18 protein-coding genes and 2 pseudogenes are annotated in these 25,554 nt (G+C 48.1%); 9 read left to right on the forward strand and 11 right to left on the reverse strand.

All coding sequences use genetic code 11. From position 1 onward, the window contains the following. Positions 1-2: 2 nt before the first annotated feature. The 3 genes and pseudogenes from ACFK9X_RS12325 to ACFK9X_RS12335 form a co-directional block, all read right to left on the reverse strand. Positions 3-1,658: a glucan biosynthesis protein D gene (locus ACFK9X_RS12325; RefSeq protein ID WP_151116588.1), complete on the reverse strand. Its 1,656-nt coding sequence runs from the start codon at positions 1,656-1,658 to the stop codon at positions 3-5. Between the two features lie 219 nt (positions 1,659-1,877). Next, positions 1,878-3,381: pseudogene (locus ACFK9X_RS12330) on the reverse strand (carboxylesterase/lipase family protein). Between the two features lie 48 nt (positions 3,382-3,429). Further along, positions 3,430-4,774 (reverse strand): annotated as a pseudogene (locus ACFK9X_RS12335) (VOC family protein). Positions 4,775-5,066: 292 nt separating this feature from the next. On the opposite strand from ACFK9X_RS12335, the gene ACFK9X_RS12340 reads away from it, so the two are divergent. Beyond that, positions 5,067-5,990 (forward strand): LysR substrate-binding domain-containing protein, encoded by a 924-nt coding sequence (locus ACFK9X_RS12340; protein WP_151116590.1) that lies wholly within the window; start codon positions 5,067-5,069, stop codon positions 5,988-5,990. Between the two features lie 60 nt (positions 5,991-6,050). Here the strand turns inward: ACFK9X_RS12340 and ACFK9X_RS12345 are convergent, their stop codons facing one another. The 3 genes from ACFK9X_RS12345 to ACFK9X_RS12355 form a co-directional block, all read right to left on the reverse strand. Beyond that, positions 6,051-7,676 (reverse strand): methyl-accepting chemotaxis protein, encoded by a 1,626-nt coding sequence (locus ACFK9X_RS12345; protein WP_000528483.1) that lies wholly within the window; start codon positions 7,674-7,676, stop codon positions 6,051-6,053. A gap of 168 nt (positions 7,677-7,844) precedes the next feature. Then, a complete protein-coding gene (locus ACFK9X_RS12350; protein ID WP_000842146.1) occupies positions 7,845-8,963 on the reverse strand; it encodes an S-(hydroxymethyl)glutathione dehydrogenase/class III alcohol dehydrogenase in 1,119 nt (372 codons plus the stop codon). Positions 8,964-8,994: 31 nt separating this feature from the next. Next, a complete protein-coding gene (locus ACFK9X_RS12355; RefSeq protein WP_151116592.1) occupies positions 8,995-9,270 on the reverse strand; it encodes a metal/formaldehyde-sensitive transcriptional repressor in 276 nt (91 codons plus the stop codon). A 522-nt stretch (positions 9,271-9,792) separates the two neighbouring features. Here ACFK9X_RS12355 and steB point away from each other — a divergent pair. Beyond that, the gene (steB, locus tag ACFK9X_RS12360; protein ID WP_001540100.1) at positions 9,793-10,194 is read left to right on the forward strand and encodes a type III secretion system effector SteB; all 402 of its coding nucleotides are present in this window, start codon (positions 9,793-9,795) and stop codon (positions 10,192-10,194) included. Positions 10,195-10,322: 128 nt separating this feature from the next. Here steB and ACFK9X_RS12365 read toward each other — a convergent pair whose 3' ends face one another. Beyond that, complete coding sequence (locus ACFK9X_RS12365) at positions 10,323-11,039, reverse strand: hypothetical protein (RefSeq protein WP_151116594.1); 717 nt, start codon at positions 11,037-11,039, stop codon at positions 10,323-10,325. A 425-nt stretch (positions 11,040-11,464) separates the two neighbouring features. Between ACFK9X_RS12365 and sseJ the strand changes: the two genes are divergently transcribed. Continuing rightward, positions 11,465-12,691 carry an SPI-2 type III secretion system effector SseJ gene (sseJ, locus tag ACFK9X_RS12370; RefSeq protein WP_001131430.1) on the forward strand — a complete coding sequence of 409 codons (1,227 nt, stop codon included), beginning with the start codon at positions 11,465-11,467 and terminating at the stop codon, positions 12,689-12,691. A gap of 120 nt (positions 12,692-12,811) precedes the next feature. Here sseJ and ACFK9X_RS12375 read toward each other — a convergent pair whose 3' ends face one another. Continuing rightward, a complete protein-coding gene (locus tag ACFK9X_RS12375) occupies positions 12,812-13,156 on the reverse strand; it encodes a DUF1294 domain-containing protein (RefSeq protein ID WP_000281187.1) in 345 nt (114 codons plus the stop codon). 906 nt (positions 13,157-14,062) lie between these two features. Here ACFK9X_RS12375 and ACFK9X_RS12380 point away from each other — a divergent pair. The 6 genes from ACFK9X_RS12380 (at position 14,063) to ACFK9X_RS12405 (ending at position 19,725) form a co-directional block, all read left to right on the forward strand. Beyond that, positions 14,063-14,824, forward strand: a complete 762-nt coding sequence (locus tag ACFK9X_RS12380) for a transporter substrate-binding domain-containing protein (RefSeq protein WP_151116596.1) — start codon at positions 14,063-14,065, stop codon at positions 14,822-14,824. 6 nt (positions 14,825-14,830) lie between these two features. Then, positions 14,831-15,478 (forward strand): amino acid ABC transporter permease, encoded by a 648-nt coding sequence (locus tag ACFK9X_RS12385; RefSeq protein ID WP_000094446.1) that lies wholly within the window; start codon positions 14,831-14,833, stop codon positions 15,476-15,478. A 24-nt stretch (positions 15,479-15,502) separates the two neighbouring features. Beyond that, on the forward strand, positions 15,503-16,234 hold the full coding sequence (locus ACFK9X_RS12390; protein WP_151116598.1) for an amino acid ABC transporter ATP-binding protein: 732 nt from the start codon (positions 15,503-15,505) through the stop codon (positions 16,232-16,234). Continuing rightward, on the forward strand, positions 16,231-16,911 hold the full coding sequence (locus tag ACFK9X_RS12395; RefSeq protein WP_000560165.1) for an amino acid ABC transporter permease: 681 nt from the start codon (positions 16,231-16,233) through the stop codon (positions 16,909-16,911). The genes ACFK9X_RS12390 and ACFK9X_RS12395 overlap by 4 nt, the downstream gene beginning before the upstream one ends. 136 nt (positions 16,912-17,047) lie before the next feature. Next, a complete protein-coding gene (locus ACFK9X_RS12400) occupies positions 17,048-18,598 on the forward strand; it encodes a glycosyltransferase family 39 protein (protein WP_151116600.1) in 1,551 nt (516 codons plus the stop codon). 464 nt (positions 18,599-19,062) lie between these two features. After that, positions 19,063-19,725 carry a class I SAM-dependent methyltransferase gene (locus tag ACFK9X_RS12405; protein WP_001531566.1) on the forward strand — a complete coding sequence of 221 codons (663 nt, stop codon included), beginning with the start codon at positions 19,063-19,065 and terminating at the stop codon, positions 19,723-19,725. Between the two features lie 271 nt (positions 19,726-19,996). On the opposite strand, the gene cybB is transcribed toward ACFK9X_RS12405, so the two are convergent. The 3 genes from cybB to hrpA form a co-directional block, all read right to left on the reverse strand. Continuing rightward, positions 19,997-20,527 (reverse strand): cytochrome b561, encoded by a 531-nt coding sequence (gene cybB, locus ACFK9X_RS12410; RefSeq protein ID WP_000527277.1) that lies wholly within the window; start codon positions 20,525-20,527, stop codon positions 19,997-19,999. A gap of 116 nt (positions 20,528-20,643) precedes the next feature. After that, the gene (locus ACFK9X_RS12415; protein ID WP_151116603.1) at positions 20,644-21,444 is read right to left on the reverse strand and encodes a YdcF family protein; all 801 of its coding nucleotides are present in this window, start codon (positions 21,442-21,444) and stop codon (positions 20,644-20,646) included. A 63-nt stretch (positions 21,445-21,507) separates the two neighbouring features. Next, entirely contained in the window at positions 21,508-25,410 is a 3,903-nt protein-coding gene (hrpA, locus tag ACFK9X_RS12420; RefSeq protein ID WP_151116605.1) for an ATP-dependent RNA helicase HrpA, read from the reverse strand. Positions 25,411-25,554: the final 144 nt, after the last annotated feature.

Below are 25,554 nucleotides of genomic sequence, written 5' to 3' on the forward strand. Positions count from 1 at the left end.
GACTAACGCATGATACGATCGTCGACATAACGGCGCTTATCCGGCGCGGGCGGGAAATACTGATACAGCCAGGTTTCGCTGATAGCTTCCCCCTGGCAGCGCAGGAACATACGCATATCCACCGATGCCGTAGAATCCGAGGTCGGATACCAGTCAAACTGGATACGATAACCGTCGAAAGGCTCAACGTAGAGGATCTCAATCTGCTTCGCCTCACCGCTGGAGAGCGTAATCACCGGCTCAATGCCTTTTGGCGCGGCCGCTTTCAGATCGCCGCCGACAAAATCAATAGCAAAACGGCGCGCCCATTTATCCGGGTAATGTTCGCCCGGCGCCCAACCTTCGGGAAAGCCGCCCATCCCGGTACGGGTCGCCATGACCCGCGCAAGCGGCGATTGTACCGGCGGCTGCGCGCTCCAGTACAAACGATAATTAAACGCCAGCGTATCCCCGGCTTTGATCGCTTTTTCCGGCTGCCAGAAACAGACCACATTATCCAGAGTTTCGCCAGTGGTTGGGATCTCCATCAGGCTAACTGCACCTTTCCCCCACTTACTGCGCGGCTCCACCCACAGGCTCGGACGTTTGTTGTACCAGCCCATCACATCCTGATAATGCGAGAAATCGCGATCGAGTTGCAGCAGGCCGAACCCTTTTGGGTTATCGTCCATATATGCATTGAACTGCAATTTCTGCGGATTATTCAGCGGGCGGCAAATCCACTCGCCGTTACCCCGCCACATCGCCAGCCGATCGGAATCGTGAATTTGCGGATGAATGGTGTCGCATACCCGACGTTCATTATTCCCACAGCTAAACATACTGGTCATCGGCGCAATGCCAAGTTGCTTTATATCTTTACGGGCGTAGAGATGGTTTTCTACATCCATGATCACCTGCGTTTTTTCGCAATGGATCACAAACTTATACGCACCCGTCACGCTAGCGCTGTCCAGCAGAGCGTAAACGGTAAACGTAGTATCGCCCGGCTTCGCGGTGTCAAACCAGAAGGCGGTGAAGTCAGGGAACTCTTCCTGACCGTCAGTATAGGTATCTATCGCCAGCCCGCGAGCCGACAGGCCATACTGATAAGTATCATCTACCGCCCGGAAATAACTGGCGCCCAGGAAGGAGACAACATCGCGCCGCGCCAGTTCCGGCGCTTTAAAGACACGGAAACCGGCGAAACCGAGATCGCTCTGCCCTTCCAGTTGCGTCGTGTCGACGCCGGCATCGTTGTATTTAAACAGTTCCGGGCGAAAATGAATCTCGCGAGCAAGATGCGTCGTCGTATCAACGGAAAACATGCGTACGCGACGACGAAAGCCCATCCCTACGTGGAAAAACTGAATATCGAGCTGCCGGTTGGCAACACCGTTCCAGAGTGAATGCGCCGCGTCATACTGAATGCTGTTATAGGCCTGCGGCGTCAGATTGGCGAGCGTATCCGGCAAGGGTCCCGGCGCGCCGCCCCAGGGCTTTTTCGCTAACGCCTGGGCCATTGATTGCAGACCAGCAAAATCAAAACGGACAATTTTACCATCCGCAATATCGGATTCCGCGGCAAACGCCGCCTGAGAAAATAGGGAAGCAATACCGCTGGAACCGCACACGGCGGCCATTGCCATTGAACCTTTAATAAATCGTCTACGATTCATACCTGAAAATGAGTCCTTCTGGTCTTGTGAATGGTCCCGCGCTGGTTTTTTCAGCAGCAAGAATGTGCCCGTTTCTGACCGCTCACTCTAGACAAAATTCATTAATAATCCAATTGTTGGTCGCCTGGAAACTGTGCAAAAGCGTAAATATTTTATGTCGATAAGAACCGACCTAATCGGATGTAAACCTCACGCAGCATTCTTCAGGTTATGAAAAGTTTATTCCAGACTAACGTGATGTTTCATGACTCGTTTAAACAGCGCCAGACGCGCACGCATAAAGCGGTTTTCCACTTTAAAACCGGCAAGTTTGTTCAGCCCAATCCGCAACAGACGATCTCGCCCCCGAATGCTGGCGGGCCAGCGAACCGGGCCGTGCAGCACGTCGCGCGTGCGGCTGGCATGACGAGCGAAATTCACCCAGTAATCCGCCACCTGCGAGGCAAAGGCCAGGTCATTCTCATTCACATAATGGCATGTGGGCTCAGCCCGCGTTAACGTATCGAATACATACGGTATTTCATTGCCATGACAGGCACCATTCGCGTAGGTGTTATGCTCCGCTTCGGCGACATAATCAAACCAGTAACGCCAGCACGGTTCGCCGATCCGCTGCTGCGCTTGCATGACGACATAACCCAACGTGGTAAATACCATATCCCGACAGACCTGCCGCCCTAGTGCTTCGTCGCCTTTCACTCCAGGATAAAGCAGCCGGATTAACCCCAGGCCAACACGCCGCTCACGGCGCATTTTTTGAATTTGACCGGCAATATCGACGCCAAAAACTGCCAATACGCTGGCTTCATCGCTATTCGAGCCGATCATCACCGGTATTGGATGCTGTTTCGCCGCAAAGAAGGTTTCCAGCATCGGATGCGGCAGCACGACGTCGCCGGAAATCGGCGTCGGCGCAATTTTAAAAGGCGCGTCCAGCGGCCAAAACGTCTCTGCCGGTAAAGCGCGTAGCTGTTCGGCAGTGGCATGGGCTAAGCCAAGATGTTCTGCCAGCGCAACGCCTTTTTTTAGCGCCACCTCGCGGGGCGTATCCGGCAGCGTATAACCACTCTGAATAATCGCTTTATGAAAAAGCCCCTTCGCCAACGGCGAAGCCATCAACGACAGCACGCTGCGGGCGCCGGCGGATTCGCCAAATAACGTCACATTCTGCGTATCGCCGCCAAATGCGGCAATATTGTCCTGCACCCAACGCAGCGCAGCGATTTGATCGAGTAAAGCGAAATTATCACTCCGCCTCTTCGCCTTCCAGCGCCGGATGCGCGAAAAAGCCCAGATGGCCAAGCCGATAATTGACCGTCACCACGATCGCGCCGCGCTTCGCCAGCGCTTGACCGTCATAGGGCGGCAAACTTCCCGCGCCAATAGTGTAACCGCCGCCGCGTAGCCAGACCATGACCGGCAACGGTTCATGACGTACGGCGGGAGCCCAGACGTTCAGGTAGAGACAGTCTTCGGAAAAATTTCCCGGATCGCCGCCGCCGAGTTCACGACACCAGGTAATATCCTGCCAACTGGCGCAGGAGAAACAATCCGCCTGGCGCACATCCTGCCAGGGCGTAACAGGCTGCGGCGCACGCCAGCGTAGCTCCCCTGTTGGCGGCGCGGCATAAGGTATACCGCGCCAGATATGGATTTCTTCCTGTACGACGCCCACGATTTTACCGTGACGCGTCGCCACCAGCGGGATGGAGGGATTCAACATAACGCCTTCCTTTTACAGTATCCTCACAGCCTGTGAAGCTTACCGCTTTTAAAGCAGACCGCAACGGCGTTTACTGCGTTCTTCCGCTTCCTGATATAACGAAAATTCATCCCGTACAGCACATCCCAGCGGCCTGTTCAAAGGCGTCGCGGCTGGCATTGCCGTGGCTTCTGGCCAGCGTTTCATTTCCCAAATTCGACTGAAAAATGCCGGCTGCGCTGACCGGAAGAAAATCTTCATAGGTAATCGGCTGCGCGATCACCCAACCGCGCTCAATAAGCGGCTGCGGATCGTCGCCAGGATGGATCGCCTGACGATGCGCCTCGCCGGAAGGCGTTAAGCGATAACGGAACCAGGCAAGCCCCTGCTGGCGAAGCAGAAATTCGCTATCCGGAAAGGCGTTAAAGACCTCCCGCAAATGGAGTTGATGCGTGAAGTTGTCCTTACCCGTTCCCGCCTTGTGCAACAGTTCGTCATATAATCGACGACCTTTTGGCGTCAGCGCGACGCCACGTTGCTCAATTTCGCCGAAGCGCGCCGTGTGCGTACCCTGCTTTTCATCAACGAAGAGCACCTGCTCTTCCAGAGCTTTGAAACTGGTTTGCCGCAACAGAATAGGCACTTCGCGGCGAGGCGGACCTTCGATAAGAATTTTAGGCGTAATGCCGCACTCCGGCATCATGGCCTGTACCCGGTCGATATCCAGAGTACGCGGCGTCAGATGGTTAATGTGGCATCCCGGAAAACAGACCACGTCGGCAATTAAACGATGCTCACGATGCAGGCTGCGGTACGTTTCTTCATCAACGGTAGCCTGACGATGCCAGCGAAAAGTCTCCAGCGTTTCACGGACGAACTCTTCGGCCTGAGCAGCACTAAAACCGCCCTGCTCGTCGTACTCATCCAGCAATTGTCGGCAGCGCGATGTAAAAATATCACGCTGCGATAAGATTTCCGCCGCCCGCTGGCGTAATGCCGCGTTTTCAATGAGCTCCAGGCGTAATAGCGAAGTGAACATGCGAAAGGGATTACGCGAGAGCGAAGCCTCGTCAATGGGACGAAATGCCGTGGAGTGCACAGGCACGCCCGCCTGAGAGAGATCGTAATAACTTACTGGGTACATCCCCATGATGGCGAATATCCGACGCAAGGTAGAAAGTTCTTCTGCGGTGCCAACACGAATGGCGCCATGCCGTTCCACGTTCAATCGCGCCAGTTCATCGGCATTAGCCAACTGCTCATGCAGTTTGGGATTATTTTCCAGCACCGCCAGATTCACGTCAGCCACAAGTTCCAGCAACGTACCGTACTGCGGAACTTCCTGCTGGTACATTGCCGACATTGCCTGCGAAAAGTGTTCCCGAATCTCATCTGCCGTGATGGTGTTCGCCATAATGTCATGCCTCCAGTGAATGTTACCTGGAGTGTAGAAAACCTCATCCATTCCGGGGAGAAGAATTTATAAAGTGTGATCCGACCTGAATTCATTATGCAGAACGGATTGACATGAGCTGGCATATCCCCGACCAGATCGCGGCTTAACACGCTTAACGGCAGTTGAATCATCAGTAAAATAAAACAGTTGTAACTTGAAATGGCAAAATGTTAATAATATTTTGCTATCAGGTTATCAAAAACAAACAACTTTACTTGTCACCCGCACGGCTCTGTTTTTAACATCGCTTATGGAAAAAAATGGTCTGTTTAGTCAGCGCATTCGGTTGCGCCACCTTCATACATTTGTCGCCGTTGCGCAACAGGGAACTCTGGGGCGCACGGCTGAAACTCTTAACCTGAGCCAGCCAGCGCTTTCTAAAACGCTGAACGAACTGGAACAACTCACCGGAACCCGTCTGTTTGAACGCGGGCGACTGGGCGCGCAATTAACGGTTCCTGGCGAACAATTTTTGACTCATGCGGTAAAAGTATTAGATGCATTGAATACCGCCGGGCAGGCGCTGAATCGCAAAGAGGACGCCAGCGCCGATGTGGTGCGTGTTGGCGCGCTCCCCACCGCTGCGCTGGGTATACTCCCGGCGGCTATTGGGCGGTTCCATCAACAGCAAAAATCGACCTCGTTACAGGTCGCGACCATGAACAATACGATGTTGCTTGCGGGTCTGAAATCAGGCGAGATCGATCTGGGTATTGGCCGCATGTCAGACCCGGAATTAATGGGCGGTTTAAATTACGAACTGCTGTTTTTAGAATCGCTTAAATTAGTGGTACGCCCCGGTCATCCCCTGTTACAGGAGACGATCACGCTCAGCCGGGTTATGGAATGGCCGGTAGTCGTCTCGCCAAAAGGCACGGTACCGCGCCAGAATGCGGAAGCCCTGTTGCAAAGCCAGGGGTGTAAAATGCCTGCCGGATGTATCGAAACGCTATCCGCATCGTTATCACGACAACTGACCGTAGATTACGATTACGTCTGGTTCGTCCCCTCTGGCGCGGTTAAAGAAGATCTTCGCCAGGCGACGCTGGTCTCATTACCCGTGCCGACCCAGAGCGCGGGCGAGCCGATAGGTATTCTTACGCGAGTTGATATCCCGCTCTCAACCGGGGCGCAAATGCTGATTGCGGCGATCCGTAAATCGATGCCGCTGTGATAGCGGCTGTCGGAGAATAAACGCGCCCGCGGCTAAAATAGCCCGCTGGCGCGACGCTTACTAAAGGAAGGATGATCGCATCGTCGCGCCAGTATCCTGTAAATGAAACGCATCAACGGCTTGCGTCAAGCGGGCGGCCTGTTCTTCAAGCGAAGCGGCCGCCGCGGACGCCTCTTCGACCAGCGACGCGTTTTGTTGCGTAACCCTGTCCATCTCAGAAATCGCCTGACTGACCTGAACAATACCGCGACTTTGCTCATCAGAGGCTGCCGCGATGTCGAGCATAATATCGGTGACGCGTTTGACGGCATCCACAATCTCATTCATGGTGCTCCCCGCAGCGATAACCTCTTCAGATCCTTGTTCAATCAGGCTGACCGATGCGCCGATCAAGCCTTCAATCTCTTTTGCCGCCTGCGCGCTGCGACTGGCGAGGGTACGAACCTCACTGGCGACCACCGCAAAACCGCGTCCTTGTTCCCCGGCGCGTGCCGCCTCGACCGCCGCGTTCAGCGCCAGAATGTTGGTCTGGAAAGCGATACTGTTAATGACGGCGGTAATTTCCGAGATTTTTTTCGAGCTGGTGGAAATATTCCCCATCGTTTGTACGACCCCGGAAACCATCTGGCCTCCGCGGCTGGCTTTACCGGAAGCATCTTCCGCCAGTTTGCTGGCGTGATGCGCATTATCCGCATTCTGCTTAACGGTTGCCGTCAACTGTTCCATACTGGCCGCGGTCTGTTCAATGGCGGCAGCCTGCTGTTCAGTACGAGAAGATAAATCCGTATTACCAGCGGTAATTTCGCTGGTGCCTCGATAAATTTCCTCCGCCCCCTGACGCACCGCCCCTACCGTTTGTTGCAACGCATGCTGCATCTGCTGAAGATGATGGCTCAGGCGACCAATTTCACTGCGTCCTGTGGGCTCGTCAGCCATGGTCAGATCGCCCGCCGCAATGCGTTCGATACGTGACGCAGACTGCTGCAAGGGTTGTATCACCGTGCGACGCAGTACCATGAAGGTCATTAACGTCAATACCAGCGCCAACGTAAATGCGCCAATCATAAACATCATACCGAGCCGGGTACGTTGGTAAGCCTGCTCGCTAAGTAGTCTTGCCCGCTCGGTGCGCAGTTCAATCGCTTTCAACAGGACATGGTTATATGCTGCATCCAGTTGTTTTGCCTGCTCGTTTTCATGATTAATGATCGCTTCGAACATGCCATTTTTGGCAAATTTCAGCATCGGTTGCAGGCCGTTGATATAGGCGGTGTAGCGGGCGTTTAACTCGTTATCTAACGCGTCATCGGCGGGTGTTTTCACCGCTCTGGACATATAAGCGTTAAAGCCGTCCTGAGACTGCTTGATCCGCGTTTCCGCAGCGGCAATATTGGCTTTCATTTCATCCATTTCAGCAATCCGGCTCGCCGCGCCAGCGTGGATCATATTGATACGTGCGGTACGTAAGTGGTTAGCGCTGTTGGATAATCCCATCCGTACCTGAATCTCGTCCGTGACATCACGCTGATCGCGATCGGCCTGTAACAGAAAATAGCCTGCCAGCCCGGCGCTCAAAGCAAAAAGAAGAAGGATGCCACCGAGAATGGAGGAAAACAGCGGAACCAGCCGAATATGATGCAGGAAGCCCAGTTTATGCGAGGCTTGCATCGAGAATGTGTTGCCCATGACCGTCGACTCTCTTGTAGGTTTTATGCGTAAAACACGCCCGTTAGATAGTCATCGGCACTTCGTGACGTTTGCTTACCGCGAAAAGCATCGCCTTCGTCACATTTTCACAACATTCATTCCAGAAAATTCAGAAAAGCGCCAGCGGAAAATCCGCTGGCGGATGAATCAGTTATCGCCAAAGTGGATAACAGTACGGATGGATTTACCCTGATGCATCAGTTCAAAGGCATCGTTAATCTGCTCCAGCGGCAGGCGGTGAGTAATAAAAGGATCTAAACGGATTTTACCGTTCATCGCATCTTCGACCATCCCTGGCAGCTGCGTGCGCCCTTTCACGCCGCCAAAGGCGGAGCCACGCCAGACGCGACCGGTCACTAGCTGGAAGGGACGGGTTTTGATTTCCTGCCCTGCCCCCGCTACGCCAATAATAATGCTTTCGCCCCAGCCTTTATGACAACATTCCAGCGCTGCTCGCATCACGTTAACGTTGCCGATACATTCAAAACTGAAATCTACGCCGCCATCAGTAAGCTCAACAATAACGTCCTGGATCGGTTTGTCGTAATCATTCGGATTAATAAAGTCCGTGGCCCCCATTTCGCCCGCCAGCGTAAATTTTTCCGGATTCGTGTCGACAGCTAAAATACGCCCGGCTTTAGCCTGAACCGCGCCCTGAATAACCGCCAGCCCAATACCGCCTAAACCAAAAACGGCAACGGTGTCGCCCGCTTTCACTTTAGCGGTGTTATGGACGGCGCCAATACCAGTCGTCACGCCACAGCCCAACAGACACACTTTATCCAGCGGCGCCTGCGGGTTCACTTTCGCCAGAGAAATTTCCGCGCAAACGGTATATTCGCTGAACGTGCTGGTTCCCATATAGTGATAAACGGGTTCGCCGTTATAAGAAAAGCGGGTAGTGCCATCCGGCATCAGCCCTTTTCCCTGAGTGGCGCGTACGGCCTGACAAAGGTTAGTTTTACCGGACTTACAGAACTTACACTCGCCGCATTCCGCCGTATACAGTGGAATAACATGATCGCCGGGTTTCAGGCTGGTGACCCCCTCGCCGACCTCGACTACCACGCCGCCGCCTTCGTGACCCAGGACTGCCGGGAGTACGCCTTCCGGATCATCGCCGGAAAGGGTAAATGCATCGGTGTGGCAAACGCCGGTATGAGTGATTTTGACCAGAACTTCGCCTTTTTTCGGCGGCGCAACGTCAATCTCGACAATTTTTAACGGCTGACCGGGACCAAAAGCAACTGCTGCACGTGATTTCATATATCTCTTCCTGTTACGGTGAGGGAAATTGTTATTTTAGATAAGCGCGAAGAAGATGGCCGATTTCCGCCATCCGAACCACGCGCTGATCTGGCGTAGTCTCCCCGCTGACCAGCTCATCTTTCAGATGGATTTCAACCATTTCACTCATCAGGCCATTAGACGCGCCGCGCACGGCGGCAATCTGTTGCAGAATCGCCAGACAAGGTTCGCCAGACTCAAGCGCCCGCTCCAGCGCTTCGACCTGCCCGCGTATGCGACGAACACGGGTAAGGATACGTTTTTTATCTTCAGGTGAATGCGGCATTCGACCTCCATATACTATAGGGGGGTATACTATCAGAATTTTATGTTTATGTAATTGTAAAATTACACACAATATAAAAATCAATAGCTTATAGATTTCCGGCATAGACCATCAAGAATCAGTTCACATTCAGCATATTCAGCTCATGGGAACTTTTTCAGGCCACAGACAATAAACACCAAAGCTTTCTTTCTAAGCTGCAATGTTCTGCCCGACTGGGGCACAGAGGTAATGCCGGTAAATCCAGTCCCATTACCCAGAAGTAAATATTTGCTTAATAGTTTTTATTTACTCACCAGGTGGTAATGAATAAAGGTTATGATATGAAGATGTCAGTCTTGTAAGAACGTAACATCACAACTGTGATACACCGCCGACGGGTAGCGAAAATATCTCAACCCTGTGTCTTTCCAGGCTTAGTCAATGTGGACAAAAAATCAAATGAGCGTTATTTGAAAGATTTTTAATACCCAAAAGCGTCATCATTATTGTTAATTTGAAATCAATCTCAGGTAATAATCCATGCCTATTTCGATTTGTAAACATGGTGCTCCTTTTGTTGTTCAACATGAAAATCGGTACGGTTCCGGTGCAAGTCAGTCATCATCACTTTCAAAATCAATCCGCCATATTAGCAACTCTCATGAGGAAATAAAATTTATAAGTTGCTATAGTGCAAATGGAGCCTGTTTTTCCAATGCACAGATGCTAGCCAATGCCTCAGGGAGGCCTGTTATAGGTTACTATGGGAAAATAAATAAGTTAACAGCCAGTCTGGATAATAGCGGTCGTATATTCCGCCCACAGCATAAGCTTGCGGCCAATATTTGTTATGTAGGTAATCGGCTTCTGAGCGCTCCAGTTCAACTTGGGTTTGGCCTGAAACATCTGCTAACCTGTCACTCAAATGGTAATGTCAGATAAAGTGTCATGCCATGTCCTTCCCGGCATTGCTATTCCACAGCCTACAGATATGGGCGCTCAGTTCTTTCCTCAATCGTTGCTATGGGAAGTTCTGCCGTCATTTCACGCTCTTGCCAACCAGCATTTTATTAAAGCCTGACTTTTACCAGAGTAATTTCATAAGAGTGCCCATCTTCTGGTCTAAAAATAATAAATCTATTGTTATTTTTAGTAAAGGATTTCGACAAAATAAAACTATCATGATATCTGGCCAGGACGTAGTACCAGCCTCCATCATACAATATCATTTCGTATTCTTTCTTTAATTGTGGTTTATAGATCCCAACAAAAAAAGAAAATATAAAAAAATATATAATAAAACCAAGCATAACTATAGTGAAACAATGCCTTCGCACCCAACTGAGTTGCGTAAAACAAATCACTGGCATCAATCTACTATAAAAACGCATCTCCACCGATAAGCATAAAGCCACCAGTAAAATGATAAAAAAAAGCTCCCACAAAAACGATTCTGTTAAGAGAGAAAACTCGATAACAATTGGAATAAAGAACAAAACCGCTGCCAAAAAAAGACGTAAAAAGCTAAGGTCGTGGATACGTGCTTTTTGCTTTACTAGAAAAAATAATAGAATACCCACTCCCCACGCTATTATGAATATAGCCATCAGGCTAATCGCATGGAATAGACTTCGGGCAATGTTGTCAGGGCCGACGCCTACATACCACCACGGGAAACCATAGTACGCGGAGATGCCCCAGCCATAAAAATAGGCGCTTCCCCATCCCAAACCACCTAAATAGGCCAAAAGCATCGAAGAGTTTTTAATAATTGAATCATCATTCATTATAGTTAACTCACTTAAGAAATATTTAATATGAAAATAGAAATCAAAATGTCACATAAAACACTAGCACTTTAGCAATAATAGTCGGATGATAAGTTTGTCTGTTTTTCCTGAGTATCAAGCCAGCTCATACTCACGCCAGCACACTAAAATCAGGAGTGGCTTCTTTTTTAGATCTTTGCCTTAGCCAAGCGCACACTCAATAATGATAGCAGTCAGATAATATGTACCAGGCATTAACCTCACGTTGTTGATGATATATTTACTTCGTTGAAAAACAATAAACATTGTATGTATTTTATTGGCGACGAAAAACTGTTAAAGAAGCGTAATTCCATATACACCATTTACCTGATTACTTTTCTTGCTAATATTTGCTAATTAATTATTTGCTAAAGCGTGTTTAATAAAGTAAGGAGGACACTATGCCATTGAGTGTTGGACAGGGTTATTTCACATCATCTATCAGTTCTGAAAAATTTAATGCGATAAAAGAAAGCGCACGCCTTCCGGAATTAAGTTTATGGGAGAAAATCAAAGCATATTTCTTTACCACCCACCATGCAGAGGCGCTCGAATGTATCTTTAATCTTTACCACCATCAGGAACTGAATCTAACACCGGTACAAGTTCGCGGAGCCTACATCAAACTTCGAGCCTTAGCGTCTCAGGGATGTAAAGAACAGTTTATTATAGAATCACAGGAACACGCCGATAAGTTGATTATTAAAGATGATAATGGTGAAAATATTTTATCTATTGAGGTTGAATGTCATCCGGAAGCTTTTGGTCTTGCCAAAGAAATCAATAAATCACATCCCAAGCCCAAAAATATTTCTTTGGGTGATATTACCAGACTGGTATTTTTTGGCGACAGCTTGTCTGACTCCTTAGGGCGTATGTTTGAAAAAACACATCATATCTTACCCTCCTATGGTCAATACTTTGGCGGAAGGTTTACTAATGGATTTACCTGGACTGAGTTTTTATCATCTCCACACTTCTTAGGTAAAGAGATGCTTAATTTTGCTGAAGGGGGAAGTACATCGGCAAGCTATTCCTGCTTTAATTGCATCGGTGACTTTGTATCAAATACGGACAGACAAGTCGCATCTTACACCCCTTCTCACCAGGACCTGGCGATATTTTTATTGGGGGCTAATGACTATATGACACTACACAAAGATAATGTAATAATGGTCGTTGAGCAACAAATTGATGATATTGAAAAAATAATTTCCGGTGGAGTTAATAATGTTCTGGTCATGGGGATTCCCGATTTGTCTTTAACACCTTATGGCAAACATTCTGATGAAAAAAGAAAGCTTAAGGATGAAAGCATCGCTCACAATGCCCTGTTAAAAACTAATGTTGAAGAATTAAAAGAAAAATACCCCCAGCATAAAATATGCTATTACGAGACTGCCGATGCATTTAAGGTGATAATGGAGGCGGCCAGTAATATTGGTTATGATACGGAAAACCCTTATACTCACCACGGCTATGTACATGTTCCCGGGGCTAAAGACCCTCAGCTAGATATATGTCCGCAATACGTCTTCAACGACCTTGTCCATCCAACCCAGGAAGTCCATCATTGTTTTGCCATAATGTTAGAAAGTTTTATAGCTCATCATTATTCCACTGAATAAAGTTCCATCGGCTGCGGTACGCCTTGAGCAAAACACAACTCAATATCATAGTGCCGGTGGCATGAAAATATGATGCTATCTTTGCTGCCGATTGGTCAATAAGTGATACATAGTCTATGTTCAGTAAGACAAAAATGGATAGAGTCGATAAATCGCCACCGTAACTACAATACTCACTATCACACTGACGATAAAGTATGTTTTGAATGGCTGCTTTTGCGTTTTATGACGGAAGAGTTGTTGACCAACAATCGCCCCAGGCCACCCACCGACAACCCCAAACACCAACAAAGTGGATTCCGGCACTCTGCGCCAGGTTTTACGTGCCGCCGTTTTGTCTATACCGTAGATCGCCAGCGTTAGCACATTGGCGAGCAGGAACCACATCGCGACGGGATGCGATGTAAAAATGCTTCCGACCGCAGCGAAGATCAGGAGTAAATAACAAAAGCGGTTAAGATACATATCATTATGTCATAGCAATAATTAGGGGCATCGGAGCCCATTATACGCGATACATGCGCCTATGTGATGTAGAATTTTTTTCACTCAGCCAACGAGTCATTAAGGATTCATTTTTAATTACCATGGTAATCATAAGGTAATTAACGGCTGTGAACACGATTAAAATGGGTAAAGCCACCGAAAATGTTATCACCTTAATCGTTGCCAGGATAACTTAATGAAGAACCCTCTTTATTGCTGTTTGTTATCCGGTTGTCAGTCTCAGTTTTGGATTTATTAATCGTATTTATATTTATTACATAAGATGTACGATGTTAATTTGAGAATTTTATCTCAACAACCGTATATATTCAGATATTTCTGAATTAAGATTATCATCGATTAAAACAAGTTAACGTTTTGATAAACATAACAACATCGTCAGAAATCCTGACTTGTTGTCGTTTGTTCATGAGACAAATAATTTATATGCTTGTAAATATAGATAGCACGCAAATCAACTTAGCTCAAAAAATGTATTTGACAAGAAAAGATAAGTCTTTATATTGGCCTTGGATAGAGTGGTAAGATGATAATTAGAGACATGAAAGGCACCGTCACTGAAGCATTTATCTGCTTATCATGTAAATATGTATGCGTAAATGGAGCATAAACTATGTCCAGTATACTAATGTCTATGGTATCTTTACATTTTCACCTTTCATGGTGTCGCTGCACTCATATCCAGTTGATATCTCATGGTATATTCAATCCATTCCCTTTGATGATTCCTGTCAAACCTCCTGATTAAATTAGTTAACAGCGATGGAATACATAACGTTAAGTACTTTACGCCTGCAAATGTCAGGCTCACGCCCTAATGCTTAATTTATAATACGCATTACCTTACTACAGGAAATAGATAGCATGTTATCCAAAAAATTTGGCTTATCGATGATAGTGTTGGGAATAATGTCGTCTTCAGCGTTTGCTGATAGCATCGTTGAAGGGAGAACACTCAATGTCGCAGTATCACCAGCCTCTCCCCCTATGTTATTTAAAAGTGCTGATGGCAAATTGCAGGGGATAGATCTGGAGGTTTTTTCGTCTTACTGTCAGTCACGGCATTGTAAGCTAAACATCACCGAATATGCCTGGGATGGAATGCTTGGCGCAGTGGCGAGTGGTCAGGCAGATGTAGCATTTTCGGGAATTTCAATCACAGATAAACGTAAGAAAGTTATTGATTTCTCTGAACCTTATTACATCAACTCTTTTTATCTGGTCAGTATGGCCAATCATAAAATAACGCTCAATAACCTCAATGAATTAAATCAATATTCTATTGGATACCCTCGAGGAATGGCTTACTCCGACCTTATCAAAAACGATCTGGAGCCCAAAGGATACTACTCGTTAAGTAAAGTAAAATTGTATCCAACCTATAATGAGACGATGGCTGATCTAAAAAATGGCAATCTTGATCTGGCTTTTATAGAAGAGCCGGTTTATTTTACCTTCAAAAATAAGAAAAAGATGCCGATAGAAAGCCGTTATGTTTTCAAGAATGTTGATCAGCTTGGCATTGCCTTTAAGAAAGGCTCTCCCGTGCGCGATGATTTCAACTTATGGCTTAAAGAGCAAGGGCCACAAAAAATATCTGGCATTGTCGATAGCTGGATGAAATAGTAAGCTATGTCATCAGGTAATATGCTGGCTATCTTTTATTTCCTATTGGAAGGGATTGGTAATACGCTGCTTGTAACATTTACCTGTTTTCTCTCAGCGTTTTTGTTCGGGCTTACAGTCGCCGTATTACGGCGACTATCCCCCCTTCCACTACAGAAGATACTCGACGTACTGGTCTTTATTCTTCGGGGAATTCCAATACTTATTGCTGTTTTTCTTGTTTATTTTGGATTGCCATCGATTGGCATATATGTTTCACCTCTGGTGGCCATGAACCTCAGCGTCGGCTTAATCAGCGGGAGCTATCTTGCCGAGGTGTTCAGAGGGGCGCTTAAATTAGTTGAGCCATACGAAATTACGGTAGCGAAAGTAGCAGGAATGCGTCAATTACAGGTTATAATAAATATTGAACTGCCACAGATGTTGCGATTTTCTGTGCCCGGTATTATCAATGAGTTTTCTTCTGTATTAAAAGCGACGCCCTTTGCTTATACTGTAGGTATCGCTGAAATAACGAAGCAGGCAATGTCACTGACAGCCATCACGCTGAACGGGTTACAGATCTATACTCTTGCCGGGGTATTATATTTCATTATTTATAAAGTTTTTACTCTTCTGGCCGGAGTGTTTGAGAAAAAATATCGCATCAGTTGAACCATAAAAATAGAGGTGATACTCATGGCTTTACTGAAACTAAAAGAGATAAGTAAGGAATATTCAGGAAAAAAGGTTCTTGATACGGTTAGTCTGAAAATTCAATCGGGAGACATGAAAGTAGTCATGGGGCCATCAGGTTGTGGAAAAACGACGCTTTTACGCTGTCTGCTTCGATTAGAAGAACCTGATTATGGCAATATTTATTTTCACGGGAAAAATATTTACGACAAAGAATTTACTATTCTTGAGTTCAGAAAAAAAGTTGGTTGTGTCTTCCAGAATTACGCTTTGTATCGCCATCTTAACATCATGGATAATATTACCCTTGCCCTATGTAAAGTGTTTGGCATGCCGGGACAACTAGCCCGGGAGAAAGCCTTACATGAGCTACAAAAACTTGATATGGCCTCGCATAGCGCGAAATACCCTTCGCAATTATCGGGCGGCCAGCAACAGCGCGTCGCCCTGGCCCGTACAATGGTCACCGACCCAGAACTCATTATTTTTGATGAGCCGACGTCTGCGCTTGATCCGCTCATGACTCGTGAAGTCGGAATGTTGATCAAGCAACTTCACGACAATGGCGTCACTATATTATGCGTCACTCATGATATTCGCCTCGCCAGATTACTAAGCGATAACGTAACGTTTCTTAATCATGGCAAGATTCGTGCAGAAGGCGCTTTTACCGATCTTGCCTTACGAGAAACGGATCCAGATATCCACTGTTTTTTTAGCGAGGCACAACGATGATCGCTGGCTGGTCTCTCTTCTTTAATGACCTGACTGAACAACTGCCACTTGTTGTGGACGGTATTAAAGAAACCTGTAAACTTGCGCTGATTGTTTCCATCACCGGTTTTTTGTGGGGAATTATTATTTTCTTTCTGAGCCTGAGCCATCGCCCCGTGGTAAAAGCCATAACTCGACTGTACATGGATTTCTTTATCGGTACGCCACTCATTCTTATTCTATTTGTTATCTATTATGGTTTACCTCAATCTGGCATTCACCTGTCCTCTTTTACCGTGGCGGTTACAGGTTTTACCTTGAATGTCGGCGCATATAATGCCGCGTACATGACAACGGCCTATAACGCATTGAATAAGTATGAAACGGAGGCAGCAGTCGTTCAGGGGTTGAACAAACGGCAGGTCTTTTTGTGGATTATACTGCCTCAGGTATTGCTGTCTTCCATTCCAGCCTTAACGAATCAGGTGATTAATAACCTTAAAGACAGCACCATCGTTTTTCTTATCCAATATACTGAGTTTTTCGCGCGAATTCAGGAGGTTGCTGCAACCAGCTTTAAATTCTTCCATGCTTACCTTTTTGCCGCCATAGTGTATCTTATTGGCGTTACCTTTATCGTCGGTTTGACCCGGTTTTTAGAGCATAGACTGCTTCGCCATTACGGTCAAGATTACTGAGTTGTACTGCACTATTCTGATTAATTCACCGCTGACATTATCAAAGTTATTTTTATTTAGTGTTGGTTAAGATTTTAACCTTCATTATTGCGTTAGGTGTCCATTCTGGTCTAAGTCTTACTCCATTGAGGATATTATGGCGCTACCACAACTATCAATATGGCAGCCCGGCGATGGGTTAAGAAAAATAAAGTATAAATATCATGTTTGTCTCATTGTCATATTCTCCGTCCTTATACGGTTGCTGTTTTTAACTGACCGCTACCTTTGGTGTGACGAAGCGTCCAGCGTGCTGATTAGTCGACATAGCGTAGATAATCTGCTCTTCCATGCCGCTTTTGACGTGCATCCCCCGCTTTATTATCTGTTACTGCATGACTGGATCATATTATGGGGTGATAGCATTGCAGCGGTACGCTCTCTCAGTCTACTCTTTGGGATCCTGACAGTTGTGCTGGTTATCGCGCTTACGCGATGGCTGGCAAATGAGCGTACAGCCTTATTGGCGGGATGGTTTGCCGCCCTGATGCCGATGGCAGTTCATTACAGTCAAGAAACGCGCATGTACGCGTTAATGGGAATGCTAACGCTCGCTGCCGCGTTAGCATTGATGATGTGGATAAAAACACCCACCCATAATCGCTATCTTGTCGCGTATGCTTTGCTTATGACGTTCAGTTTTTACACCCATTATTTCACCCTATTTGCACTTATTACCCACTGGATCGCAGTAACAATATTATCCTGCCAAAGCCATAAAACGGCCTGCTACCTTAAACTTCCTGGCTGGTGGTTTGCTAACCTGGCGATTGCTGTCGCTTATCTCCCCTGGTTGCCCGTATTGTTTAATTTACTGACTCATCTGGCGCAGTTGAGAGCCGGTAATGATATCGGTTGGATTCCCCCTGTAACCTGGCGTGATCTGCCTGTAATGTACTGGCATTTCTTTACCGGAAACAACGGACAGAGTTTTCCGTCGATCATTCTGTGGCTGGCTGTGGGAAGTTTTATCGGTACTGTGGGGCGAATATCTTTATGCAACGAAGAATATGAAAGATATCAGCTGATATTATTTTGTTATCTGGTCATCCCTGTAATGCTGGTCTTCATCATTTCCTGGTGGATGCCGTTATTTATCGATCGTTATTTCTTCTTCTCATCGCTGAGCATTCCTCCCCTGCTCGCGGTATTACTTACCCGCGCAAAAAAAGCGGTTTGTGGCTTCTGGTTTATCTTATTTACCTTATTATTCGGCTATGGTTCATATCATAATAACCCTGAGCACATAGACGAGTTTAAACCACTGGTAAACTATATTAATACCCGTCACCAGCCTAATGATGCCGTGGTAGTCAGTAAAATGTTCGATTATTTAAGTTATGTGTATTATAATAAGCGAGATTATCGTACGTTTCTTTATACACCGCCTAACGCACACGGAACATCAGGAAGACCGAATGCCTATGGCTTTGGTTCACTGTTTTATGCGCAAGCCGATCAGACATATATTGATACTCTGACAACGCTTTCAAAAAGTTACCATCGTGTCTGGTTGGTAAGCGGCGGTAACTTTAGTCAGGATTACCCCTTGCCGTCAGAATGGCAAAATATCGCAAAATTCAGAAGTGGTAGATTTCAGGTACAATTATTTGTAATACCAACTCAACAGGCGCGTCAAATGCAATGATTACCGTTTTCTATCCAGTGCAGTGATAAACAGTACTGCCACTGCCAGACCGCCTAAAAGTAAGGTCCAGCCAAACGGCTTCAAAAACCTCAATCATATCGCCTCCAGGTAGGTGATATTAAATAAAGATGGCTATCTCAGCGTAACATTTAAAATATCAATTAATGTGCAATAATCGCTTTATGTGTTTGAATAAATATTGTTCTTCCTGCATTTAATTGCATTGTTATTATCAAAGGGCTTAATACGCGTACATCAACGATTATTAATTATCAGCTTATAATAATATGACTGTTCAATTCATTTATCAGCTATTATTATCCTCTATATTCTTTAAGATAACCGCTTAATTCATAATATCGCCTTTATTCGTCGCATTAAATTACTCACTCACCTGATCAATGCTTGCCTAACGATTGCTTCGTTGTTTTAATTCCAGCGCGAAATTATTTAGTGAGAGAACAATGAAGCATACACAACAATCAGGCGCAAAAGTCTATAACCCATTCACGCTTAGCTTATATGACTGGTGGGTACTCAATATCTCAAACAAATATGCCTGGAAGTGTCCTACTGATACGCGACTACTTCCTTTCTTCCTGCATCACATGGGCGAGACTCACCTGGATATTGGCGTAGGTACAGGTTATTACCTGAAACATGCACCTGCGACTCATGCCATTTCGCTGATGGATTTAAATCCGGATAGCCTGAAAATAGCCGCCAGCCGAGTGGGTAATACAAAAATCCGCGCCACACTACAACACGATGTTTTCGACACGTTCCCGGCGGACTGGCACGGGCGCTTCGATTCCGTTTCGATGTACTATCTTCTGCACTGCTTACCTGGTGAGATGACAACAAAAGCGAAGGCAATTAAAAATGCCGGTATGGCGCTTAAACCCGGCGGCACACTTTTTGGCGCCACGATTCTGGGCAAAGAGGTTCCTCACAATGCTTTTGGCAAGAAATTGATGGCTGTTTATAACAAGAAAGGAATATTCAGTAATATCAATGATTCAGCCGATACGTTACGCAGCGTGTTGGACGAACATTTCGCTAAGGTGACTTTGGAGCAACATGGCGCCGTTGCGCTATTTTCCGCCACTACCCCTCGTTCATCGTAAGTACAGGCTCTTCCGAGCGGTCGGGCAGCGCGATCATGTGGGTTTAAACCGTTGATTAAACATTGGATTACGGAATAGTAATTGCTTATTTTATTTGTCATACAAATAAGTATAATACCCGCTTCCGATGTAGACCCGTCCTCCTTCGCCTGCGTCACGGGTCCTGGTTAGACGCAGGCGTTTTCTGTATGGAATACGCCATCCCCTCTGATAGATGCCTTGTTTGCCTTAAGCAGTTAACCCCGCCTGAAGCAAACGTCATACAGGACGGTCAGTCACGCTTACGCGGCATCATCCGTAACAGCGTATTGTCTTTCCAGAAATAGTGATGCATCAAAGCAGCGATGGCATGAAGTCCAATAACAAAATAGCCCAGATTCGCCAGCGTGACGTGCCAGGATTTCAGCATATCTACGCGTTCAAAGTTAGCTTCGGCGGCATGGGGCATAGTAATGCCAAATGCGACCCAGGGATTACCGCGGTTATACATCATGACCAGACCAATAACAGGCAGCGCGATAAATAACAGGTAAATCACCAGATGTCCTAAATGCGCCATTCCGGTCATCATCGGTTTTGGACGAGGAACAATGGGCGGCGTGGGATATTTCAGCCGAATAATCAAGCGCGCCACCATTAAAAGCAAAATAGTGATACCACATGAAACATGCGTCATATTAAACCAGGGCCGATAACTACGCGGCGCAAAACCGCGTAGTTCCATCGCGGCGTAAGCCACAATAACCAGAAAAAAGACTAACCAGTGAATACCAATTTGCAGGCCGGAATACTTATTGCCCATAGCGCGTCCTGAATGAAAACCGTAAAGCGACAACATAACCAGCTTTTATAAATAATTCATCAAATTTATGAGATGGTGGTCGCACTTGCCCGTTCACCCTCGCAAACGGGCGATTTTTAGCGTAACGCTCTCTGTTCTAACGCACTGCGCAGCGTCGTATCTGCCTGCAATACCTGCCATGCGTTTTCAATATCGCGTGGGATATCAACGTGAATGATAAAATCTTTACCGCGCGGTCCATACCCTGTTTCATCGTCACGCAAACGTGGCAGCTCGCCGGCAATCAGAGACAGATAACGCTCCACCGTCCAGATGCCCTCTTCAACGTTGGCAAAACGTGTACCGCCGTTAAGGTGGCGCAGTACCGGAACAAAACCAGGAAAACTCAGCCAGCGCGGCGCATCGGTGTCGTCGTTTGTCACGCGCCGGAATGCCGCGATAGTGCGCCGCTGCATGGTGGGGTCTTGCACAACGATAGCCGTGTTAATGTTTTCTTTCGCCTGACGGATCAGTGCGCAGGAGAAACGGGCATTTTCGCCGCAATTAGTTGACCGATCTTCCAGCCAAATTTTCTCAGCCGGAATATGCCAGAGCTGGTTCGCGATATCCGCGAGGATCGCGGCTTCAGCGCGTCCGGTTGTGCGAATAGTGTGGTAGCGCGGATGCCGGGCAATCACGGCGTACAAAAACGGCGTCGAATGACCTATACCGCCGCTAATCAGTAAAGGAACGCCTTGCGCTTTGGCGATGCGACAGGCCGCGTCGATAGTGGGGATCACCGCATTGCCCGCCAGGACGACGCAATCCGACGAATAAGGTTGTTCGCCGGAAAAATCATTTTGCGCCAGCCACTGTCCGACGGTATTCACCGCCAGCAATGTTTCCGCAGAGAGCGCCGGAAATGGCGTTGTATTCATAATTCCTCCTTTTTGTTCCGAACTTGTACCGGATCGCTTTGAAGGACGTCGTCGCCTGGCTTTTTAGGCCGTAATCTGATCCATGGCCTGTAAAATACGCTTATCAGAAATAGGATAAGGCGTACCGAGCTGTTGGGCGAAATAACTGACACGCAGTTCTTCAATCATCCAACGGATCTCTTTAACATCATCATCTTCGCGACGCGCTGGAGGCAATTTATTTATCCATTGTTGCCACGCCTGCTGGACGCTTTCGACTTTCAGCATTTGCGCCCGATCGCGGTGCGGATCGACAGCCAGTTTCTCCAGCCGCTTTTCAATTGCCTGCAGATAACGCAGCGTATCGCCGAGACGTTTAAAGCCGTTGCCAGTCACAAAACCACGGTATACTAGACCGCTCATCTGCGCCTTGATATCGGAAAGCCCCAACGCCATGCTCATATCCACCCGCCCTTTCAGACGCTTATTGATATTGAATACGGTCGTCAGGATCCGCTCGACCTGCTTCGCGATATCCACCACAGTATCATTCAGCTCGGCGCGTACCTTTTCGTGCAGCGCGGTGAAACCTGCTTCGCTCCACACCGGTCCGCCGTTGGCATCTATCAGCTTATCTACCCCGCAGGCGATACAGTCATCAATCAACTCCAGTACTTTGCCGTACGGGTTAAAGTACAGCCCCAGCTTGGCTTTATTCGGCAATTTCTCATGCAGATACTTAATCGGTGAAGGAATATTGAGCAACAGCAGACGGCGTAAACCGCACCACATCGCCTGTTGTTGTTCCAGCGGATTATCAAACAATTTGATAGCGACGCTGTCACGCTCATCCACTAACGCCGGCCACGCCTTCACTTTATAATTACCGCGTTTCTGTTCGTAGCTTTCCGGCAGCTCGCCGAAACTCCAGATATGCAGCCCGCTCTGCTCGATGCCGTCATCCGCCACCGCCGAGAGCGTCTCCTGCACTTTGCCTTTCAGCTCATTTTTAAGCTCGGCGAGCGAACGCCCTTCCTGCAGTTTCTTGTTTTTGTCATTCACCACGCGAAACGTGATTTTCAGATGCTCGGGCACCTGATCCCAATGCCAGTCTTCCCGGTCGACCGTGACGCCGGTCATCCGGCGCAGTTCACGCTCCAGAGCGTCCAGCAGCGGCAGCTCCAGCGGCGTTACGCGACCTAAAAACGCTTCAGCATAGTTTGGCGCCGGAACAAAGTTGCGACGTACCGGTTTTGGCAACGATTTAATCAGCGCAATAACTAATTCACGGCGCAGCCCCGGGATCTGCCATTCAAAACCGCTCTCGTCAACCTGGTTAAGTAGCGGCAACGGAATATGGACGGTCACGCCGTCAGCATCCGCGCCCGGTTCAAACTGATAGCTCAAACGCAGCTTGAGATTGCCCTGGTGCCAGAAATTCGGGTAATCCAGTTTGCTGATTTTTTCCGCGCCTTCTTTAATCAACATACTTTTTTCAAAGTTGAGCAGATCCGGCGTCTCGCGGCTGATTTTTTTCCACCAACTATCAAAGTGGCGGGCGGAAATAACGTCATGGCTAATACGCTGGTCATAAAACTCAAACAGGGTATCGTCATCCACCAGGATATCGCGGCGGCGAGATTTGTGCTCAAGTTCCTCGACTTCCGCACGCAATTTTAGATTCTCACGGAAGAAGGCATGACGGGTTTGCCAGTCCCCCTCCACCAGCGCATGGCGGATGAACAACTCGCGACACAACGCCGGGTCAATCTGGCTGTAATTCACTTTGCGCGCGGCGACAATCGGCAGACCGTAGACAGTAACCTTTTCCGTCGCCATCACCGCGCCTTGCGCCCGCTCCCAGTGCGGTTCGCTATATGAACGTTTAATCAGGTGCTGGGCTACCGGTTCCACCCATTCTGGCTCAATGCGGGCAGCGATGCGCCCCCACAAACGGCTGGTCTCCACCAGTTCTGCGACCATTGTCCATTTCGGCGGTTTTTTGAATAAACCGGAACCGGGGAAAATAGAGAATCGGGCGTTACGCGCGCCGGTGTACTCTTGTTTATCGGCATCTTTCATCCCGATATGCGACAACAGTCCCGTTAACAACGCAACGTGAATTTCCCGGTACTCTGCGGGTTCGCTGTTTACCGGAATCCCCAGTTCTTTTACCACCTGACGCAGTTGGGTATAGATATCCTGCCACTCACGCACGCGTAAATAGTTCAGATAGTCGGTGCGACACAGACGGCGGAATTGATTCGACGACAGGGCCTTTTGTTGCTCGCCGAGGTAATTCCACAGGTTAACAAACGCCAGAAAATCGGACTCCTTATCATGGAAACGCCGGTGTTTCTCATCGGAAGCCTGCTGCTTATCCACTGGGCGCTCGCGCGGATCCTGAATAGAGAGTGCGGAAGTAATGATCATCGCTTCGCGCACACAGCCATGTTTTTGCGCTTCCAGAACCATACGCGCCAGGCGCGGGTCGACCGGCAACTGGGATAATTGTCGGCCCAGTGGCGTCAGCTTATATGCCGTTTGCTGTTCGTCGGCGGTAATCGCCCCCAGCTCTTCCAACAAACGCACGCCATCCTGAATATTGCGCTTATCCGGCGCTTCGACAAACGGGAAGGCGGCAATGTCACCCAGCCCCAGGGCGGTCATCTGCAAAATAACCGACGCCAGGTTGGTACGTAGAATTTCCGGGTCGGTAAATTCCGGACGTGACAAAAAGTCATCTTCCGAATACAGACGAATGCAAATCCCTTCCGATACGCGTCCGCAACGCCCTTTACGCTGGTTGGCGGAAGCCTGTGAGATCGGTTCAATCGGCAGGCGCTGCACTTTAGTGCGGTAGCTGTAGCGGCTGATGCGCGCAGTGCCAGGATCGATCACATACTTGATACCCGGCACCGTCAGCGAGGTTTCCGCCACGTTAGTCGCCAGCACGATACGGCGTCCGCTGTGCGACTGGAAAACGCGGTTCTGTTCGCTGTTCGCCAAGCGTGCATACAGCGGCAACACTTCGGTATGCCGTAAGTTCAGCTTGTTCAGGGCGTCGGCGGTATCGCGGATTTCCCGCTCTCCGCTCATAAAAATCAGGATATCGCCGGGACTTTCACGCCCCAGTTCATCAACAGCGTCGAAAATTGCCTGTAGCTGATCGCGTTCAGTGTCGTCAGCCTCTTCCACAATGGGGCGATAACGAACCTCTACGGGATACGTTCGGCCAGAGACTTCAATAATCGGCGCGTTATTAAAGTGGCGCGAGAAGCGTTCCGGGTCGATGGTCGCAGAGGTAATAATCACTTTCAGATCGGGGCGACGCGGCAGAAGCTCTTTCAGATAGCCGAGCAAGAAGTCAATATTCAGGCTGCGTTCATGCGCTTCATCAATAATGATGGTGTCATACTGCATCAATAGTCTGTCCTGCTGGATTTCCGCCAGCAGGATACCGTCCGTCATCAGTTTGACCATGGTGTTGCTACTGACATGATCGCTGAAACGAACTTTATAGCCGATGCAGCCGCCTGGCTCCGTTTGCAACTCTTCGGCAATGCGGTTAGCGACGGTGCGCGCCGCCAGGCGACGCGGCTGAGTATGTCCAATAAGTCCTTTAATCCCACGTCCCAGCTCCATACAAATTTTCGGCAACTGGGTGGTTTTACCGGAACCGGTTTCCCCTGCTACGATCACCACCTGATGATCGCGGATCGCTTCCAGAATGTCCTGTTTCTTCTGGCTAACAGGCAAATTTTGCGGATAAGTGATTGAGGGGCGCGCCGCTTCGCGGAGGGCGACTTGCGCCGCAGCCTGTTCAATTTCTTTCGCCATCGTCTGGAAAATGGCCTGTTGCGCATCAGGATTTTTTACTTTCTTTACGCCATGCAGGCGGCGCGCAAAGCGCTGTTTGTCGCGCAGCATCAGTGCATCCAGCCGCTGCTGTAACACCTGAAGCGTCAACGTAGATTGTTCAGTCATAAAGCTCTTGGGCAGCATTCTGCCTGTTTAAAATCGTTTTAAATGATAGGTATAGAGTACCACATTGGGGCTTTTTTTGTGTTGTTCAATAATTTCGAACAAAGGGTTCGATATATTGCGCTATCCCTGCGACATATTTGTGAA

The organism is Salmonella sp. WC3 (genome assembly GCF_042932255.1).
In the GTDB taxonomy this organism is placed as follows: Bacteria; Pseudomonadota; Gammaproteobacteria; order Enterobacterales; family Enterobacteriaceae; genus Salmonella; species Salmonella enterica.

What these genes read in the sequence shown, in the direction of transcription:
- ACFK9X_RS12400 (WP_151116600.1), top strand. Translation starts at nt 17,048, where the DNA reads ATGGCGCTACCACAACTATCAATATGGCAGCCCGGCGATGGGTTAAGA.
- ACFK9X_RS12365 (WP_151116594.1), bottom strand. Translation starts at nt 11,039, where the DNA reads ATGAATGATGATTCAATTATTAAAAACTCTTCGATGCTTTTGGCCTAT.
- ACFK9X_RS12395 (WP_000560165.1), top strand. Translation starts at nt 16,231, where the DNA reads ATGATCGCTGGCTGGTCTCTCTTCTTTAATGACCTGACTGAACAACTG.
- ACFK9X_RS12350 (WP_000842146.1), bottom strand. Translation starts at nt 8,963, where the DNA reads ATGAAATCACGTGCAGCAGTTGCTTTTGGTCCCGGTCAGCCGTTAAAA.
- ACFK9X_RS12385 (WP_000094446.1), top strand. Translation starts at nt 14,831, where the DNA reads ATGTCATCAGGTAATATGCTGGCTATCTTTTATTTCCTATTGGAAGGG.
- ACFK9X_RS12355 (WP_151116592.1), bottom strand. Translation starts at nt 9,270, where the DNA reads ATGCCGCATTCACCTGAAGATAAAAAACGTATCCTTACCCGTGTTCGT.
- ACFK9X_RS12345 (WP_000528483.1), bottom strand. Translation starts at nt 7,676, where the DNA reads ATGGGCAACACATTCTCGATGCAAGCCTCGCATAAACTGGGCTTCCTG.
- ACFK9X_RS12415 (WP_151116603.1), bottom strand. Translation starts at nt 21,444, where the DNA reads ATGAATACAACGCCATTTCCGGCGCTCTCTGCGGAAACATTGCTGGCG.
- ACFK9X_RS12390 (WP_151116598.1), top strand. Translation starts at nt 15,503, where the DNA reads ATGGCTTTACTGAAACTAAAAGAGATAAGTAAGGAATATTCAGGAAAA.
- ACFK9X_RS12380 (WP_151116596.1), top strand. Translation starts at nt 14,063, where the DNA reads ATGTTATCCAAAAAATTTGGCTTATCGATGATAGTGTTGGGAATAATG.
- steB (WP_001540100.1), top strand. Translation starts at nt 9,793, where the DNA reads ATGCCTATTTCGATTTGTAAACATGGTGCTCCTTTTGTTGTTCAACAT.
- ACFK9X_RS12325 (WP_151116588.1), bottom strand. Translation starts at nt 1,658, where the DNA reads ATGAATCGTAGACGATTTATTAAAGGTTCAATGGCAATGGCCGCCGTG.
- ACFK9X_RS12375 (WP_000281187.1), bottom strand. Translation starts at nt 13,156, where the DNA reads ATGTATCTTAACCGCTTTTGTTATTTACTCCTGATCTTCGCTGCGGTC.
- ACFK9X_RS12405 (WP_001531566.1), top strand. Translation starts at nt 19,063, where the DNA reads ATGAAGCATACACAACAATCAGGCGCAAAAGTCTATAACCCATTCACG.
- ACFK9X_RS12340 (WP_151116590.1), top strand. Translation starts at nt 5,067, where the DNA reads ATGGAAAAAAATGGTCTGTTTAGTCAGCGCATTCGGTTGCGCCACCTT.
- sseJ (WP_001131430.1), top strand. Translation starts at nt 11,465, where the DNA reads ATGCCATTGAGTGTTGGACAGGGTTATTTCACATCATCTATCAGTTCT.
- cybB (WP_000527277.1), bottom strand. Translation starts at nt 20,527, where the DNA reads ATGGGCAATAAGTATTCCGGCCTGCAAATTGGTATTCACTGGTTAGTC.
- hrpA (WP_151116605.1), bottom strand. Translation starts at nt 25,410, where the DNA reads ATGACTGAACAATCTACGTTGACGCTTCAGGTGTTACAGCAGCGGCTG.